Origin of the sequence: Delftia deserti (assembly GCF_042653485.1) — a bacterium.
Lineage (GTDB): Bacteria > Pseudomonadota > Gammaproteobacteria > Burkholderiales > Burkholderiaceae_C > Comamonas > Comamonas acidovorans.
Genome location: NZ_JBHSIH010000001.1, coordinates 998744 through 1014620, shown reverse-complemented (window position 1 = coordinate 1014620; position 15877 = coordinate 998744). Strand labels below are relative to the sequence as shown.

The following is a 15877-nucleotide window of genomic DNA, read 5'->3' as shown; positions in this document are numbered from 1 at the left end:
CCATGCCGGCATGGCCACCCAGCACTTCGCCGCCACCCCCCTCGACGGCTTCCTGGCCACCTACGAATGGATGCTGCGCCACGCGGACACGGTGGCGAAGGAGGCCGGGGCGGCGTGGCCGTATACGCAGCCCGCCTGGGTGTTTTCCAGCCCTGCACTGCCTGGTATCCCGGGCGCCGATATCCGGTTTGTCAACGGCGATGTGCGTGCCAGCGTCGGTGCTTTCATGGGGATGATTCCTCGGAACATCAGATCGGCTGCCAGCCGCCACCCAGTGCCTTGTAGATGGCCACGATGCCCCGATAGGCCTGGGCTTCTGCATTGGCCTGTGCTTCTTCGGCGGCAAGCTGCTCGCGCTGGGCATCGAGCAGGACGAGATGATCGGCGATGCCTTCGCGGTACTGTATGGCCGCCTGCCGCGCAGCGTCTTGGCTGGCTTGGTGCCGCTGTATCAGGGCCCCAAGCTGCTGGTGCCTGTGGCCGTAGTCGCTGAATGCGTTGGCCGCTTCCTCCACAGCCAGCAGCACGGTTTGTTCATAGTGTGCAAGCGCCTGGTCTGCCTGGGCTTCGGCGGCGCGCAGGCGTGCGCGCACGCTGCCCATGTCGAATGCGTTCCAGGAGATCGCTGGCGAAGCGCTCCAGGCGCGTGAGGCCAGGCTGCCAATCTGCGAGCCGCGTGCCGCCGTGAATCCCAGAAATCCGGTAAGGCTGACCCGGGGAAACAAGTCCGCAGTCGCGGCGCCCAGTTCAGCTGTGCTGGCAGCGAGTTGCCGCTCGGCAGAGCGGATGTCCGGCCTGCGCCGGAGCAATTCGCTAGGGTCGCCGATTCGTATCACGGTGTCGATTGCGGGCAACCGGCGAGGAGATAGGTCCACGGCCAGTTGATCAGGGCGCAGGCCCAAAAGCACGGCGATTCTGTGCCGGGCCCGCGTTGCCCCGGCCTGGATCTCAGGGAGGCTGGCGCGGGTGGCGGCCAGTCGGGCCTGAGCACGCAGCAGGTCCAGCTGCGGGCCGAATCCGGCATCGTGCCGCTCACTGGCCAACTGCAGAGTCTGCTGCTGAAGCGAGAGGTGTTCCCTGGCGATCCGCTGCAGCCACTGCGCTGCGCGCAGCGCGCCGTAGGCATCAGCCATTTCCGCTGCCAGGCTGACCTGCAACTGTTGCCAGTCTGCCAGGGCGGTTTCGCTGCGAGCGTCGGCGGCGGCCAGTTGATGACGCAGACGGCCGAACAGGTCCAGCTCCCAGCGGCTGTCCAGACCCAGGTCGTGGCGCTGTGTGTCCACTCGTGCTGTGGTCAGTCCAGGCAGGATCGCCTTGCCTGTCTGGGCGCTGGCGCGCCCGGTCATGGCGGGGTAAAGGTTGCTGGCGCCATCGTCCCGCAGCGCGCGTGATGCACGCCAGCTGGCGAAAGCCATGCGCAGATCGCGATTCTTGGACAGCGCCGCCGCCACCAGTTCGTCCAGCATGGGATCTTCAAACTGTTTCCACCACTGGGTCTCAAAGCCGCGGGCATCCAACTGCGGCAGGACGGGGACTGTGTCCATCACCAAATGCGGTTCGGCGGGCCGCACATAGGGGGGGGCGACGGCACAGCCGCCCAGAAGTGTGCAGCCCAGAAGGAGGAATGCAGTACGGCATATGGTGCTCATGGCTGGATCTCCTGGGGCCGGGCATCGAAGGTGGGGCGCCGGCCCGCGTTGCGCTCTGCCAGGCGGCGCATCAAAACGAAGAACAAGGGTGTGAACAGCAGGCCGAATACCGTCACTCCGACCATGCCGGACAGCACTGCGACGCCTGTTGCGCGGCGCATTTCTGCGCCGGCCCCGGAGGCCAGGGCGAGCGGGAGGACACCCATGATGAAGGCGAGGGAGGTCATGAGAACGGGGCGCAGTCGCTGGCGGCATGCGGCCACGATGGCTGCCGCAGAGGAGGCTCCGCGGGCTTGCTGGTCTTTGGCGAATTCCACCAGCAAGATGGCGTTCTTGCAGGCAAGGCCCATGAGCACCAGCAGGCTGATCTGGGTGAAAATGTTGTTGTCTGCTCCCACCAGCCATACTCCGGCCAGCGCCGACAGCAGCGTCATCGGAACGATCAGCACCACGGCCAGCGGCAGGCTCCAGCTTTCATACAGCGCGGCCAGTACCAGGAATACCAGCAGCACGCACAGCGGGAACATCAGCAGCGCCGTATCGCCGGCCAGCCGCTGCTGGAAGTTCAGTTCGGTCCATTCGTAGGCCATGCCCTGTTCCAGCGCCTCTTGCAGCAACTGCTCCATGGCGGCCTCGGCTTGGCCGCTGCTGTAGCCTGGCGCCGGGCTGCCCATGATTTCCGCTGAGAGAAAACCGTTGTAGTGCATGACACGGTCGGGTCCTGCGGAATCCTGGACCTGCACCAGCGAGGCCAGGGGTACCAGGTCGCCGTGGCTGTTTCTGACCCGGAGCCTGCCTATCTGCTCGGGTGCTTCACGCTGGGCCGCCTCGGCCTGGACGATGACGGGGTAGGTTCGCCCGAAACGATTGAAGTCGTTCGCGTACATGGATCCCAGGGAGATCTGCAGTGCGTCGTGTATGTCGTCGATGGCTACCCCCTGGGATTTGGCCTTGTCCCGGTCCAGGTGCAAGGCGATCTGCGGCGCGTCGATCTGGTAGCTGGAGTAGATGCCCTCAAGTTCAGGGCGCCCGGCGGCCTTGTCCACGATGGACTGGATCTGCCGGTGCAGGGCCTGTGCGCCCTGGTTGCCCCGATCCTCGATCTGCAACCGAAAACCACCTACGGTGCCCAGGCTGGCCACAGGGGGCGGCGGCACCACCATGACATATGCCTCTTGCATGCCTGCGTATTCCTGTGCCAGGGCCCGTGCGATTGCCGTATCGGACAACGCATGCGTGCGCCGTTCTTCAAAGGGCTTGAGAGGGATGAACATCAGCCCTGCGCTGGCGCTGTTGACGAAGCCGTTGATGGACAGTCCGCTGAAGCTCACGGTACTGGCGACGCCCGGGTGCAGGAGTGCCAGTTCGGACATCCTGAGGATGACCGCCTCGGTGCGGTCCAGGCTGGCCCCTTCGGGCAGCTGGGCGAAGGCGACCAGGAACTGCTTGTCCTGTTGGGGGATGAACCCCGTCGGAGTGCGGGCCAGGGCAACACAGGCCAGCATGATGAGCCCGGCATAGAGGGCCAGCATCAACGGGCAGGCCCGCAACGTTTTGCCCGTCAGCCTGGCATAGGCTGCATTTGCCTGCTCGAACCGCCGGTTGAAGGGCTGAAATATGCGCTTGCCGAGCAGCCTGTTCATGGCGCGGGACAAGCGGTCCGCGGGCGCATCATGCGCCTTGAGCAGCAGTGCGGCCAGGGCTGGCGACAGGGTCAGCGAGTTGAAGGCCGAGATCACCGTGGAGATGGCTATGGTCAGTGCGAACTGCCGGTAGAACTGTCCCGTCAGGCCGGAGATGAATGCGGTGGGGATGAACACCGCACACAGCACCAGTGCGGTGGCGATGATCGGCCCGGTGACTTCTCGCATCGCCTGCCGCGTGGCTTGCGCAGGCGTCTTTCCCAAGCCAATGTGGCGCTCGACGTTTTCCACCACGACGATTGCATCGTCCACCACGATGCCGATGGCGAGCACCAGGCCGAACAGGGACAGCGAGTTGATGGAAAAACCCAGCCAATGCATGGCGGCGAAGGTGCCGATGAGGGAGACGGGCACGGCAGCCAGCGGAATGATGGATGCGCGCCAGGTCTGGAGGAACAGCACGACCACGACCACCACCAGGGCAACGGCCTCCAGCAAGGTCGTCACCACGGCCGAAATGGAGCTGCGTACGAAGACGGTGGGGTCGTAGCCTATCGCGTACTCGACGCCCGGCGGAAATTCCCGGGCGAGTTCGGCCATGCGGGCGCGGATGCGGTCGGACAGTTCGATGGCGTTGGCATGGGAGTCCTGGAAGATCTGCAGGGCCGCGGAAGGCTGGCCGTCCAGATGGGCGCGCAGGGCGTACTGGTTGGCACCCAGCTCGATGCGGGCGACATCCTGCAGCCGCACCAGTGCGCCGCCTTCGCTGCTGCGAACGATGATGCGTTCGAACTCCTCCTCATCGACCAGCCGGCCGCGCGCGTCAATCAGCAGCTGAAAGGAGCTGCCGCTGGCGGTTGGCGCTGTTCCCAGCGCGCCGACGGCGACCTCGCGGTTCTGTTCGCGGATGGCGCGCACCACATCCATGGCCGTCAGATCGAATGCGGCCAGCCGGTCGGGCTGCAGCCACACCCGCAGCGCGTATTCGCCCGCGCCCAGCATGCGGATGTCGCTCACTCCGGCGATCTTGTGGAGCTCATCGACGACATGGATGGAAAGATAGTTGCCCAGGTAGGCAGGGTCGTATTGACCGCCCGGGGAGTGCAGGTGCACGACCTGCGCCAGCGCGGGCGAGACCTTGTCGACGGTGATGCCCTGGCGTTGCGCATCGGGAGGCAGGCGGCTGAGTGTCCGGTTGACGCGGCCCTGAACCTGGAGCAGCGCGGCGTCTAGATCGGTCCCGAGCGCGAAGGTCAGTGTCAGCGCCATGCTCCCGTCGGCCGTGGACTGGGAGGACATGTAGAGCATCTGGTCGACGCCGGCGATCGCCTGCTCCAGCGGAGAGGCCAGCGTCCGAGCGAGCTCGTCGGGGTTGGAGCCGGGAAGCTGCCCGCGCACCATGATGGTGGGCGGAACCACTTCGGGGTACTCGCTGACTGGAAGCTGAAGCAGGCCAATGCCGCCAGCCATCAGCATCAGCAGGGACAGCACGATGGCGAATACCGGCCGCCGGATGAAGAACTGTGCAAATTGCATGGGGGGATACCTTCAGCCGCGCGGTGCCGCCGCGGTCGCACTGGCGGCGGTCTTGCCTGTCGCCGCTGGCGCCGAGGTGGCATGCGTCGACCATTGCGCTAGGTTCGCCAGCGTCTGCTCGTCGGCCATCGCGACAGGCTGCGCCATGACACGGTCATCGGGCCGTGTCCGCTGCAGGCCATTGACGACGATCCGTTCGCCTTCCCGCAGCCCTTCGCGGACGACGCGCAGGCCGGCGAGCCTGGGGCCCAGCTTGACCAGGCGGTAGCGGACCCGGCCATCGTCTTCCAGGACGAGCACATAGCGCCGCCCCAGGTCCGTGCCGATCGCCTCGTCCCTTACCAAGGAAGCGGGATAGACGGGGCCGGCCGGCAACTGGATACGTGTCCAAAGGCCGGGTGTGAGATCACCGTTGGCGTTGTCCACTGTGACCCGGGCACGCATAGTGCCCGTACGGGGATTGATCTGATTGTCGAGGAAGTCAAGTTCACCGGTTACCGCGATGCCGGGCCGGTTCACCAGCAACAGCCTCGCAGGCTGGGGGCCCTGGCCGCCGCCTGCGCCTGTCAATGCCAGGGGGCCGATCCTGTTCATGTACGTGCCCTCGTCAATGTCGAAGTAGGCGTGGAGCCTGTCGGTGCCGACCAGGGTGCTCAGCCGGGTCGCACCGGCCGTGACCAGATTGCCCGCTGTCACCTCGGCACGGCTGATCTGCCCGCCTATGGGCGCAGTGATACGGGTATGGGCAAGATTCAGCCGGGCCACTTCCAGCCGGGCCTGCGCTGCGGAAATGGAGGAGCGCGCCTCCAGCAGGGTGGTCTGCCGGGCATTCGCCAGTTCGATGGATATGGCGTTGCTGGCGCGCAGGCGCTCTGCGCGCATGGATTCGCTGTACGCGCGCTGCTCCTGTGCGCGGGCTTGCTGGAGCTGGGCCTGCAGGCGCTCGACCTCGGCCTGGTAGGGGCGTGCATCGATCTGGAACAGCAACTGTCCCTTGGCGACACGGGCGCCATCGCGGAAATGGACCCTGTCGATCATGCCGGACACGCGCGGGCGTAACTCCACGGATTCGGGTGCTTGCAGGCGGCCATGGTACTCGGCCCAGTCGTTGACCGGACGTACCAGCACCTGCGCCACACTGACCTGTGGCGGTGGCCGTTCGGCAGCGGCACCTTTCTCCGGCTGGCTGCAGGCGCCAAGAAGCGCTGCGCCGGATATCGCGGTAGCGAGAAGAAACAAACGGCAAGGTCCGGGCATGGGAGTTCCTTTGAACGCAGGAGTCATATGCAATGGTCAAGGCAGAGGGCGCGCTCAGGCCCGGGGCTTGGATGCAGGCTGGCCTTGCGTCTCCAGCCAGTTGTCGTGCAGCCACTTTTCCGTCTTGCGATGCCCGGGGAAGGAAACCCAGACGATGTCGCGCTCGAAGACCATCACCTGCTCATCGGCCCCGACAATGACCCAGAACCACCGGTTGTCGGCCAGGTTGCGGGCCTTCACTTTCATGCCGGTCAGCTGGATGGTTTCCGCGCTTTCGCCGCGCTGCACGGTCAGCGGCTCGTCGTGGGGCTCGATCCAACTGATCCGCATGCGCGGGAGGAGGTCGGGAGCATGCTGCTGGAGAAAGCTGCGGGCGATCGCCTCGCTGCGCTCCCGGCTGGGCAAATGCCTGCCTGCCAGGTCCATGCTCATGTGTGTGAAGCCCTTGAGAACACCCGCGGCCGAGACGACGGTGCTGAAGTGCTCTCCGCCCAGTGCTTGGTTGCGGCCGTCGCTGCGGACATGGCGGGTCAGTATGGCCGCTTCGCCATCCACCAGGACGTCGCGCAGCCGGGATTGGACATGGGTGGAAGGGACCTTGATGGAAGGTGGCGAGGTTTGCGGCATGGCATGGATCTCCTGGGTCATTGCTCGGGGGCTATAGGCAGTGGCTGCCGCCAGGCAGGCTGTGGTGATGACAGCGGCAGCGATGGCGTGGACGGGGTGTCGCATGGAGAAGCTCCTTTCAAGATCAGGCAGGCAGGGCGGGCAGATTGGCGGCACAGCTGCGAGCGGGGGCCGAGTGGACAAGCGACAAGGCGGCAAAGCTGATGAGAATCAGCAACAGGCGGACGGATTGGATGGCTCCTTGCTTCATCCAGCAGCCGAACCAGAGTCCGCAGCGGATGAGGCAAACCAAAGCAGCAGGAAGCCTCTCGGCGCCATGAATCGCTATGCTTCGGCCTGAACGTACGAGGGCAGTGCCTCGATGATTTATGTGCATTGCTACATATATCCTTAAAAAAATGCATGACGAAGCTTGGTGTCTGCGTTGCCATGGGAAAGGGATCGATCCAATGTGCAGATTGAAATAAAGCATGCTTTGTAGCTTGCTTCATATTTCCAAAAAAAATTAACCCAGCTCATCCTCCAGACGGATTTTCCGCAGGGCGGGCGAAACCTTCATCATGAGATTGACCAGCGTCTTGCGCTCCTTTTCATCGAAGTGGCCCATGAACGAGGCCACCCATGCGTAGTGCCTGGGCAGTACCTTCGAGAGCGCTTCGTCGCCCTTGGGAGCCAAGCGCACGATGGACGACCGGCCATCCTCGGGATCGGCGTGCTTGGTGCACAGCGTTGCAGCCGCCATCTTGTTGATGGCGCGGGTCATGGTCTGGGACGCGACCGCCACTCCGTCCGCCAACGCACCAATGGTCAGTCCGTCCGGGTTGCGCTTGAGCAGCAACAGCACGAAAAACGGTGTCTGAGACAGGCCTTCCCGTGCGAGATTGGCCTCGAAGGCTTCCAGCATCTCGTTGGTTGCAGAAGCCCAGGTCAACCACGCGTGCAGGCCGCCCACATCGGGATTGCCATAGCGTTGTCCGAATTCGGCTAGCGTTTCGGGGGAAGGGAGATCTTTGAGTTCAAACATGGGTTCTTTGACTTTCAGCTATTTACGTAGCTTGCTTTGTAGTTTGCTGCTTAGTTTAGGTGTTTTCTGCGCCCCGTCAAGCCACAAGAGCTAGTGCCGCAGCAAATGACTTGCGGCAAGGACGGCAGTTCGGCGTACGACAGCCCGGCTGGCTGCGGGAGCGACTTGTGGCCTGCCATGGCTGGGCGGTCGACGACCGGGCCGGAGCGAGGCGCCAGGAATGGTGCTTCTTGCCGGTGTTGAACCGCAGCGACAGGAACGAGATGATCCTGGGCGTGGGCTCGGCCACGCTGGGCCGGGACAAGCCGCTGTTTCCGCGCCGGGTGCTGCATTACGAGGTGCGCAAGAGCACGGACTGACAGGCTCCCTGATTCGGTCTGCGCGCCGCTCAGTTCGCCTCCCCGCGCCCAGGCGCCGTCATCCCCGGGATGTATTCATTGGAGATGAAGCTGCGGCAGCGGTGCATGAAGGCTTCCACCACGTGGCGGGGCTTTTGTTCGCGCGCCCAGGCCAGGCCCAGTTTCATGGGGCGGTGGTTGCCGTTCAGGTGCAGGTTGACGATCTTCTTGCCGTCCAGCGCATGGGAGTTGCGCGGGCGCACGTTGACCAGGGAGTAGCCCACGTCGTTGGCGACCAGGGAGCGCACCACGTCGGGGCTGGCGCTGCGGGCCGCGATCAGGGGCGAGACGCCGGCTTCGCGGAACAGGGACATGAAGTATTCACGGCTCAGGGGCAGGTCCAGCAGCACCATGGGCAGCTGGGCCAGCGCCTCCAGCGTGGTGGAGCGGTGGTTGGCCAGCGGGTTGAGTTCGCTGACGATGACCATGGGCGGCAGCTGGGCCAGCGGCTCGAAGCAGATGTCCGATTCGGCCACCAGCAGGTCGTAGGTGATGGCGACATCGATCTGCGCGGTGCGCAGCTTGTGGATCAGTCCTTCCTGGTGGTCCTCGATCTGGGTGACCGCAGCCTTGGGGTGGGCGCGCGCGAATCCCTGGCACAGCTCGGGGGCGACCATGGCCGCCAGCGTGGTGAAGCAGCCCACGCGCACGGGGCCGCGCACCTGGCTTTGCGCGCTGCTGGCCACGTCGTACAAGGCCATGGCCTGGTCGAGCAGGCCGCGGATTTCCCGCAGGACCTCGGCGCCTGCGGGCGTGACGGACAGGCCTTGCGCATGGTGGCGCACGAACAGCGGCACCTGCAGCTCGGCCTCCACCTGGGTGATGGCCGATGAGATGGACGAGGGCGAGACGTGGATGCGGTTGGCGGCCTCGGCAATGCTGCCGAATTCGCCCGCCGCCACGCAGTATTCCAATTGTCTGAAGGTCAGTCGTGTCAGCACGGTGTGCAAGAGGTGGAGAGGGGGAGACGGGGAGGGCTGCCAGGGTGATCCGCCGCGTAGTTGACCAAGCGGCGGACCGCGCTGCAAGAGGCCCTTCCCGCAAGGCGCCTGCATTGTGCGGCGGTCGGGCCCCGGCAGCCTTCAGCCGCTGGCGTTGTGATTGCGAAACCATTGCGCCACCGCACCGTCGCCCTGGGCCGGCGCCTGCGTGGCCTTCACGCGGTCCGTCAGGCCGGCGGACTTGCCCACGAAGTCCAGCGGCGCATCCCAGTTGAAATGCCGGTACACGGCCGCCGTCTGGGCGTAGGGCGGGCATTGCGCAAACAGCTGGAAGCTGAGCCGCTGGCCGGCGTGGTCCGAGTCGAGCAGGTCGCGCGCATAGGCCAGCAGCCTGCGGCGGTCGTCGGCCTGCCATTGCGGGCCGAGGGTGTAGAACTTGCGCAGCCAGGGGCCGGTTGCCTCGTTCTCGAAGCTGGCGTGGTCCGGCGTCAGGCAGACCTGGCCGCCGCACAGCTCGCGCACGGTGTTCATCATGTGGTGCAGCTGGCCGGTGGCCAGCGACCGTCCCGTGAACAGCAGCGACTGGTTGGGCATCATCAGCCCGGCCGGGCTGCGCTCGGCCAGTGCGATGGCGGCCGTGAGGTGGGCGTTGATGCCTTCGCGGTAGCAGGCCAGGCCGGCCAGCCTGTCCTGCACGGCCTGCAGCCTGTCCACGCCGGTCTGGCGCGCGTTGTGCAGGGCCGTGCCTATCAGCATGTCGGCGAGCTTGAGGCTGCGCTGCAGGAAGGTGAAGGCCGAGTAGCGGTGCAGCGTCTCGCGCAGGAAATGGGCGGCCCGGGTGTGGCGGTAGAACAGCACGTTCTCCCAGGGAACCAGCACGTCATCGAAGACCACGATGGCATCCACTTCGTCGAAGCGATGGCTCAGCGGGTGGTCCTGGGCCGATGCGCGGGCGGCCAGGCCCGGGCGGCAGATGAAGCGCAGGCCGGGCGCGCCCAGGTCGCAGATGAAGCCTATGGCGTATTCGGACTGCGCCGCGTCGCCCCAGTGCGCCAGCCCCGGCTTGGTGAAGGCCTGGTTGGCATAGGCGGCGGCGGTCCCGTACTTGGCGCCGCGCACGATGACGCCTGCATCGGTCTCCTTGACCACATGCAGCAGCACGTCGGGGTCCTGGTCCTGCGGCAGGCGCGAGCGGTCGCCCTTGGGGTCGGTGTTGGCCGATACGTGGAACAGGTCGCCACGCACCACGCGGTGGATGTGGGTGCGGATGTTGGCGGAAAAGCGCGGGTCCAGCTCGTTGAGCACGTCCTGGCCGTCGAACAGCGACCACATCTCGCCCACGCTCTCGTCGCCCACGCGCATGACCACGCCGCCCATGTCCTCCAGCAGCAGGTCGGTGGCGCGGCGCTTGTCCCACCAGTCCTGGCGCGTCAGCGGCAGCTTGTGGGCGATGGGGTGGCGCTCGCCGTCGCCTTCGTCGTAGGTGAGCGCGTCGCGCAGCGCGGCCTCGTGCTGCAGGTCGTACATGCGCGCGCGGATGTCCACCAGCGGCTTGAACATGGGGTGGGTGGTCACATCCTTGACGCGCTCGCCGTTCATCCAGACCCGCCGGCCATCGCGGATGGAGTCGCGGTACTGGCTGCCTGTCCTGATCATCAGCGGCTGGCCCACTTGCCGTCTTTGACCTCGTGCAGCTGCAGCTCCACGGGCACCTGCGTCTGGCCGTTGGCATCAAAGGTCACGGTACCGGTCACGCCGTCGTAGCGTATGGCGCGGATGGCCTTGGCCACGGCCTGCCGGTCCTTGGTGCCTGCCGTCTTGAGCGATTGCAAAAGGATGCCGGTGGCGTCGTAGGCGTACTTGGTGTACGGGCTCTCGGAGTCGGCATAGCCCTTGGCGGCATAGGCGCGGCTCATGGCGTCCAGCCGGGGGGTGGTCTGTGATTTGGGCGTGCCGACGATGGTGCCGTCCGCGGCCGGGCCGGCGATCTGGATGAGCTGCGGATCGAAGATGCCGCTGATGCCCAGCATGGGCTGCTTCATGCCCAGCTCGGCCATCTGCTTGCGCACGATGCCGGCCTCGGTGATCACGCCGCCGAAGTAGACCGCGTCGGGGTTCAGGCTCTTGATCTTGGTGAGGATGGAGCGGAAATCCGTGGTGCCCACGGGGTAGCTTTCCTCGGCCACCACGCTGCCTTTTTCCGCCTTGTAGAAGCTGCCGAACGAGGCCAGGTTGGCGCGCCCGTAGTCGCTGGTGTCGGCAATGATGGCTATCTTGCTTGCGCCCAGGCCCGTGGCGGCCCAGGTGGCCAGGGGCTTGTTCTCGTTGACCAGGGTGGGCGTCACGCGCGTGGTGTTGGCGAAGTTCTGGTCGGTGATCTTGGGGCCGATGGCGCCCCAGACGATGAAGGGCATCTGCACGCGGTTGAACACCGGCAGCGTGGCCAGGGCCACGGGGCTGTTCCAGTGGCCGATGGCGCCCACCACGTCGCGGTCGTTGACCAGCTTGAGCGCGGCGGACACGCCGGTCTGCGGGTCGGAGGCATCGTCCAGCACCACGCCCTCCACCTTGAACGGCACGCCGGCCGTGGCATTCCACTGGTCGATGGCCAGCAGGAAGCCGTTCTTCGCCCCCAGGCCCTGCTGTGCGTTGCCGCCGCTGACGGGGCCGATGAAGCCCAGCTTCACGGTGGACTGGGACCAGGCCGCGCCGCAGGCCAGCGTGGCGGCGGCCAGCGCCAGGGCGGATGCGGCAAGGCGCCGGCGCGATGGCAGGAGGGCGGTGGATGTCGTGAAGGCTTGCATGGTCGGTCGGTCCTGTTCAGGTGAAGACGAGGGGCAGCCATGGCGGCCCGGGGGGGCCGGGGCGCCACGGTGCATGGCGGGCTGGCCGGCGCTGTCTGGCAACGCCGCCGGATCAATGTATCGCCGCACCTGCCCGGGACTGGATCGCGTTTTCCGAAGCAGCGCCTCGGCAAAAGCGACGCAGGTTCTGCGCGGTTTCTTGCTTCAATGGCTGCGTGACATGGAGACAAGCGAAGCCCCGCCAACCCGGCCGAACCCGACACAAGAGGAACCCTATCGATGCATGACGCGCTGTTCCAGCAACTCATCAACTGGCTGACCCTGGGCTGCATCTACAGCCTGCTTGCCCTGGGTTTCAGCCTGTTGTTTGGCGTGCTGCAGGTGATTCACTTTTCCCATGGCGACGTGGCCATGGTCGCCCCCTTCATTGCCCTGGCGGCCGTGCAGGCCCTGGCTGCCGCGCTGGGCGGCTCGGCCCCCTGGCTGGTGCTGGGCCTGGCCTGCCTGGTGGCCATTGCGGCGGTGGGAGGGCTGGGCGTCGCCCTGGACCGGCTGGTGATCAGCCGCTTTCGCAATGCGCCGCCCATGATGCCGCTGGTGGCCACGGTGGCGCTGGGCATCGTGATCCGCGAGCTGATCCGCCACCTGTACCCGCAGGGCAGCAATCCGCACGCGTTCCCGGCGATTGCGCAGGGGGCCGTTCCCACCCCGTTCGGGCCGCTGCCCCTGATCAGCGTGGTCTCGGTGCTGGTGGCGGTGGCGCTGGTGGGCGTGCTGCTCTATGTGCTGCACCACACGCCCATGGGCATGCGCATACGCGCCGTGTCGCAGGACCGCGAAACCGCGCGGCTGTTCTCCATTGCGCCGGGGCCGGTGTTTCGCAACACCTTCTTCATTGCCTCGGCCACCGGCGCGGTGGGCGGCATCTTCCTGGCCAGCTATGCGGGCGTGGTGCGCTTTGACTTCGGCGTGCAGGCGGGGCTGATCGGCTTTTCCGCCGCGGTGGTCGGCGGCCTGGGGCGGCTGGGGGGCGCCATTGTCGGCAGCCTGCTGATTGCGGCCATCGAGACCATCGTGCAGGGCTATGTGCCCAATGGCACCTCGTACCGCCTGGTGTTCGTGTTCGCCCTGGTGATCCTGGTGCTGATCTTTCGCCCCGCCGGCCTGTTCGGCGTTCAGAAAATGGAGAAGGTGTGATGCAGACAACGACGATACAGGCGCCGCCGCGGGCGGCTCCACGGAGTGCGGGCTCGGCCGCCATCGTGCTGGGCGTGGCCCTGGCGGGCGCCGTGCTGCTGCGCCAATTCCTGCTGGCCGAAAGCTGGATCACGGTGCTGGCGCTGCTGGCCTGCTTTGCCGTGGCCCTGGTCGCGGTGCAGAAACGCCCGCTGGTGGAAGACCGCATCGTGGCCGCCTTCGGCCAGTGCAGGCCGCTGGCGGCGGGCACGGGCGTGGTGCTGGCCCTGGTCTTTCCGTGGGTGCTGGGCGGTGACAGCTACGCCATGCACCTGATGATCATCGCCTGCCTGTACGCGGTGCTGGCGCTGGCGCTGAACTTCCAGCTGGGCAGCGCCAACATACCGAACTTCGCCACCGGCGCGTCCTACGGCATCGGCGCCTATGCGTCGGCCCTGCTGGCCATCCACTTCGGCGTGAGCTTCTGGATCTGCCTGCTGGTGGCCGCCGCCGTGGCCACGGTCTTCGGCTTTTTGCTGGGCCTGCCGTCCATGCGCACCCGCGACAGCTACCAGGCGCTGGTGACGATCGCCTTCGGCATCGTCGTGCACCAGCTGCTGATGAACCTGGAGTGGACCGGCGGCGCCAACGGCCTGGTGGGCATTCCTTCGCCCACATTGTTCGGCCATTCGTTCAACGACCCCATCACGCTGTGGGGCCACAGCCTGCCGGGCCAGGCCAACTTCTACTACGTGGCCGTCGCCCTGCTGGGGCTGGCCATCGTCTCGGCGCAGCGCCTGCACAGCTCGCGCGTGGGCCTGGCCTGGAATGCCCTGCGCGACGACGAGATCGCAGCGCGCGCCTGCGGCATCAACGTCACCTGGTTCAAGGTCAAGGCCTTTGCGGTGGACGCCTTCCTGGCGGGCTTCGCGGGCACGGTGTATGCGTTCTATGTGAGCTTCATCTCGCCGGACAACTTCACCTTCCTGGTGTCGGTGACCATCATGACGCTGGTGATCGCAGGCGGCATGGACAACACGCTGGGCGTGATCGTCGGCGCCTTCCTGCTGACCATGCTGCCGGAGAAGCTGCGGGCGTTTTCCGACTACCGCATCCTGTTCTACGGCCTGGTGGTGATCGCCTTCCTCATCATCCGCCCGCGCGGCATCTTCCCCCAACGGGTGCGCAACCATGAGCATTGATTCCCATTCCACCCACCATGCCGCGCCCGCAGGCCCGCTGGTCCTGGAGGGGCGTGGCCTGACCATGCGCTTCGGCGGTCTGACGGCGGTGCAGGGCGTGGACATCCACCTGGCGGCGGGCGAGGTGCTGGGCATCATCGGGCCCAACGGCGCGGGCAAGTCCACCTTGCTGAACCTGCTGACAGGCATCTACCAGCCCACCGAGGGCGAGGTGCTGCTGCAAGGCCGCTCGCTCAAGGGCATGGCCGCGCACGACATCGCGGGCGCCGGCATTGCGCGCACCTTCCAGACCAGCCGGCTGTTCGGCTCGCTGAGCGTGCTGGACAACGTGATCATCGGCATGCACGCGCGCACCCGCTGCGGCGTGCTCACCGCGCTGCTGCGCCCGGCCGTCTCGCGCGCCGAGATGAAGCACTGCGCCGAGCGCGCCTGCGCGCTGCTGCAAAGCGTGTCCAGCGACCTGCACCAGCGCCGCAACGTGCTGGCCAGCAGCCTGCCGCAGGCCGACCGCCGCCGCCTGGAGATTGCGCGCGCCCTGGCCGCCGAGCCCCGCATCGTGCTGCTGGACGAGCCCTCCAGCGGCATGGACGACCGCGACACCGATGCGCTGATCGCCGACATCCAGCGCCTGCGCGAGGCCAATCCGGCGCTGGGCTTCATCATCATCGAGCACGACATGCGGCTCATCGCCACCTTGCCGCACCGCGTGATGGTGCTGGACTACGGACGCAAGATCGGCGACGACAGCTTCGAGGCCGTGCGCCGGCTGCCGCGCGTGCAGCAAGCCTATCTGGGCAGAAAGGCCAGCCATGCTTGAATTGGACTCCATCAGCACGCGCTATGGCGTGGTGAACATGCTCAACCAGGTCTCGCTGCAGGTGCCCGAGCACAGCATCGTCTGCCTGCTGGGCCCCAACGGGGCGGGCAAGACCACCACCTTCAAGGCGATTGCGGGCCTGCTGCCCGTGCACCACGGCGCCATCCGCGTCATGGGCCAGCCGCTGGCGCGCATGCGCACCGAAGACCTGGCCGGCCTGGGCGTGGGCTTCGTGCCCGAAGGGCGGCGCCTGTTTGCCGAGCTGACCGTGCAGGAGAACCTGAAGATCGGCCACGACGCGCTGCGCCCGCAGCAGGGCTTTGCCCAGGCGCTGGAGCGCGTGGTGGCCCTGTTCCCCCGGGTGGGCGAGCGCCTGTCGCAGGCGGCGGGAACCCTGTCCGGCGGCGAGCAGGCCATGGTGGCGCTGGGCCGCGTGCTCATGGGCGACCCGCGCCTGGTGGTGATGGACGAGCCCACGCTGGGGCTGTCGCCCAAGCTCATCGAGGAGTACTTCGAGACGGTGCAGCGCATCCACAGCCAAGGCATCACCGTGCTGCTCATCGAGCAGAACGCCGAGGCGGCGCTGTCCATCGCCCACACCGGCTATCTGCTGCTCAAGGGCCAGCTGGTGGCCTCGGGCACGGCCAGCGAGCTGCTGGCCAACGACGTGGTGAAGCACCTGTACCTGTAGCGCCGCACGGGCGGCCTTCACCTTCTTCCCTTTTTTTGTTGCGGACCACGCCAAGGCAGTCGGCACCGCGCCGACGCGGGACGACCTGCGCCTTTTTTTCCTGAGAGACCCA

Annotated in this window: 13 protein-coding genes and 1 pseudogene; 6 read left to right on the top strand and 8 right to left on the bottom strand. The window is 66.4% G+C overall.

Translation table 11 applies throughout. The features are described 5' to 3' along the window. Nucleotides 1-10: 10 nt before the first annotated feature. Nucleotides 11-211: pseudogene (locus ACFPFG_RS04790) on the top strand (dihydrofolate reductase family protein); the annotation flags it as partial. A 37-nt stretch (nucleotides 212-248) separates the two neighbouring features. On the opposite strand, the gene ACFPFG_RS04785 reads toward ACFPFG_RS04790, so the two are convergent. The 5 genes from ACFPFG_RS04785 to ACFPFG_RS04765 form a co-directional block, all read right to left on the bottom strand. Then, nucleotides 249-1649, bottom strand: a complete 1401-nt coding sequence (locus ACFPFG_RS04785; protein WP_374618086.1) for an efflux transporter outer membrane subunit — start codon at nucleotides 1647-1649, stop codon at nucleotides 249-251. Next, nucleotides 1646-4828 (bottom strand): efflux RND transporter permease subunit, encoded by a 3183-nt coding sequence (locus ACFPFG_RS04780; RefSeq protein ID WP_380105330.1) that lies wholly within the window; start codon nucleotides 4826-4828, stop codon nucleotides 1646-1648. Before ACFPFG_RS04780 ends, ACFPFG_RS04785 begins: the two co-directional genes overlap by 4 nt. A gap of 12 nt (nucleotides 4829-4840) precedes the next feature. After that, nucleotides 4841-6085, bottom strand: a complete 1245-nt coding sequence (locus tag ACFPFG_RS04775; RefSeq protein WP_380105329.1) for an efflux RND transporter periplasmic adaptor subunit — start codon at nucleotides 6083-6085, stop codon at nucleotides 4841-4843. Nucleotides 6086-6139: 54 nt separating this feature from the next. Beyond that, nucleotides 6140-6817 (bottom strand): hypothetical protein, encoded by a 678-nt coding sequence (locus ACFPFG_RS04770; protein WP_380105328.1) that lies wholly within the window; start codon nucleotides 6815-6817, stop codon nucleotides 6140-6142. A 400-nt stretch (nucleotides 6818-7217) separates the two neighbouring features. Next, on the bottom strand, nucleotides 7218-7736 hold the full coding sequence (locus ACFPFG_RS04765) for a MarR family winged helix-turn-helix transcriptional regulator (RefSeq protein ID WP_183018899.1): 519 nt from the start codon (nucleotides 7734-7736) through the stop codon (nucleotides 7218-7220). A gap of 230 nt (nucleotides 7737-7966) precedes the next feature. Here ACFPFG_RS04765 and ACFPFG_RS04760 point away from each other — a divergent pair, with 230 nt between their 5' ends. Continuing rightward, nucleotides 7967-8095 (top strand): hypothetical protein, encoded by a 129-nt coding sequence (locus ACFPFG_RS04760; RefSeq protein ID WP_374618090.1) that lies wholly within the window; start codon nucleotides 7967-7969, stop codon nucleotides 8093-8095. 29 nt (nucleotides 8096-8124) lie between these two features. Here the strand turns inward: ACFPFG_RS04760 and ACFPFG_RS04755 are convergent, their stop codons facing one another. The 3 genes from ACFPFG_RS04755 to ACFPFG_RS04745 form a co-directional block, all read right to left on the bottom strand. Further along, a complete protein-coding gene (locus tag ACFPFG_RS04755) occupies nucleotides 8125-9075 on the bottom strand; it encodes a LysR family transcriptional regulator (RefSeq protein ID WP_183018900.1) in 951 nt (316 codons plus the stop codon). A gap of 141 nt (nucleotides 9076-9216) precedes the next feature. Continuing rightward, nucleotides 9217-10731, bottom strand: coding sequence for a 4-hydroxyphenylacetate 3-hydroxylase family protein (locus tag ACFPFG_RS04750; RefSeq protein ID WP_312378644.1), 1515 nt, complete (start codon nucleotides 10729-10731; stop codon nucleotides 9217-9219). Next, complete coding sequence (locus ACFPFG_RS04745) at nucleotides 10731-11879, bottom strand: branched-chain amino acid ABC transporter substrate-binding protein (protein WP_380105325.1); 1149 nt, start codon at nucleotides 11877-11879, stop codon at nucleotides 10731-10733. The genes ACFPFG_RS04750 and ACFPFG_RS04745 overlap by 1 nt, the downstream gene beginning before the upstream one ends. 279 nt (nucleotides 11880-12158) lie before the next feature. On the opposite strand from ACFPFG_RS04745, the gene ACFPFG_RS04740 reads away from it, so the two are divergent. From ACFPFG_RS04740 to ACFPFG_RS04725, 4 genes are read left to right on the top strand one after another with little or no spacing between them, the layout of a single operon-like run. After that, on the top strand, nucleotides 12159-13076 hold the full coding sequence (locus tag ACFPFG_RS04740) for a branched-chain amino acid ABC transporter permease (RefSeq protein ID WP_380105323.1): 918 nt from the start codon (nucleotides 12159-12161) through the stop codon (nucleotides 13074-13076). Then, nucleotides 13076-14257, top strand: a complete 1182-nt coding sequence (locus ACFPFG_RS04735; RefSeq protein WP_380105321.1) for a branched-chain amino acid ABC transporter permease — start codon at nucleotides 13076-13078, stop codon at nucleotides 14255-14257. The genes ACFPFG_RS04740 and ACFPFG_RS04735 overlap by 1 nt, the downstream gene beginning before the upstream one ends. After that, nucleotides 14247-15074: an ABC transporter ATP-binding protein gene (locus ACFPFG_RS04730; RefSeq protein WP_380105319.1), complete on the top strand. Its 828-nt coding sequence runs from the start codon at nucleotides 14247-14249 to the stop codon at nucleotides 15072-15074. Before ACFPFG_RS04735 ends, ACFPFG_RS04730 begins: the two co-directional genes overlap by 11 nt. Further along, nucleotides 15067-15765, top strand: a complete 699-nt coding sequence (locus ACFPFG_RS04725) for an ABC transporter ATP-binding protein (protein WP_197956667.1) — start codon at nucleotides 15067-15069, stop codon at nucleotides 15763-15765. Before ACFPFG_RS04730 ends, ACFPFG_RS04725 begins: the two co-directional genes overlap by 8 nt. Nucleotides 15766-15877 lie beyond the last annotated feature (112 nt).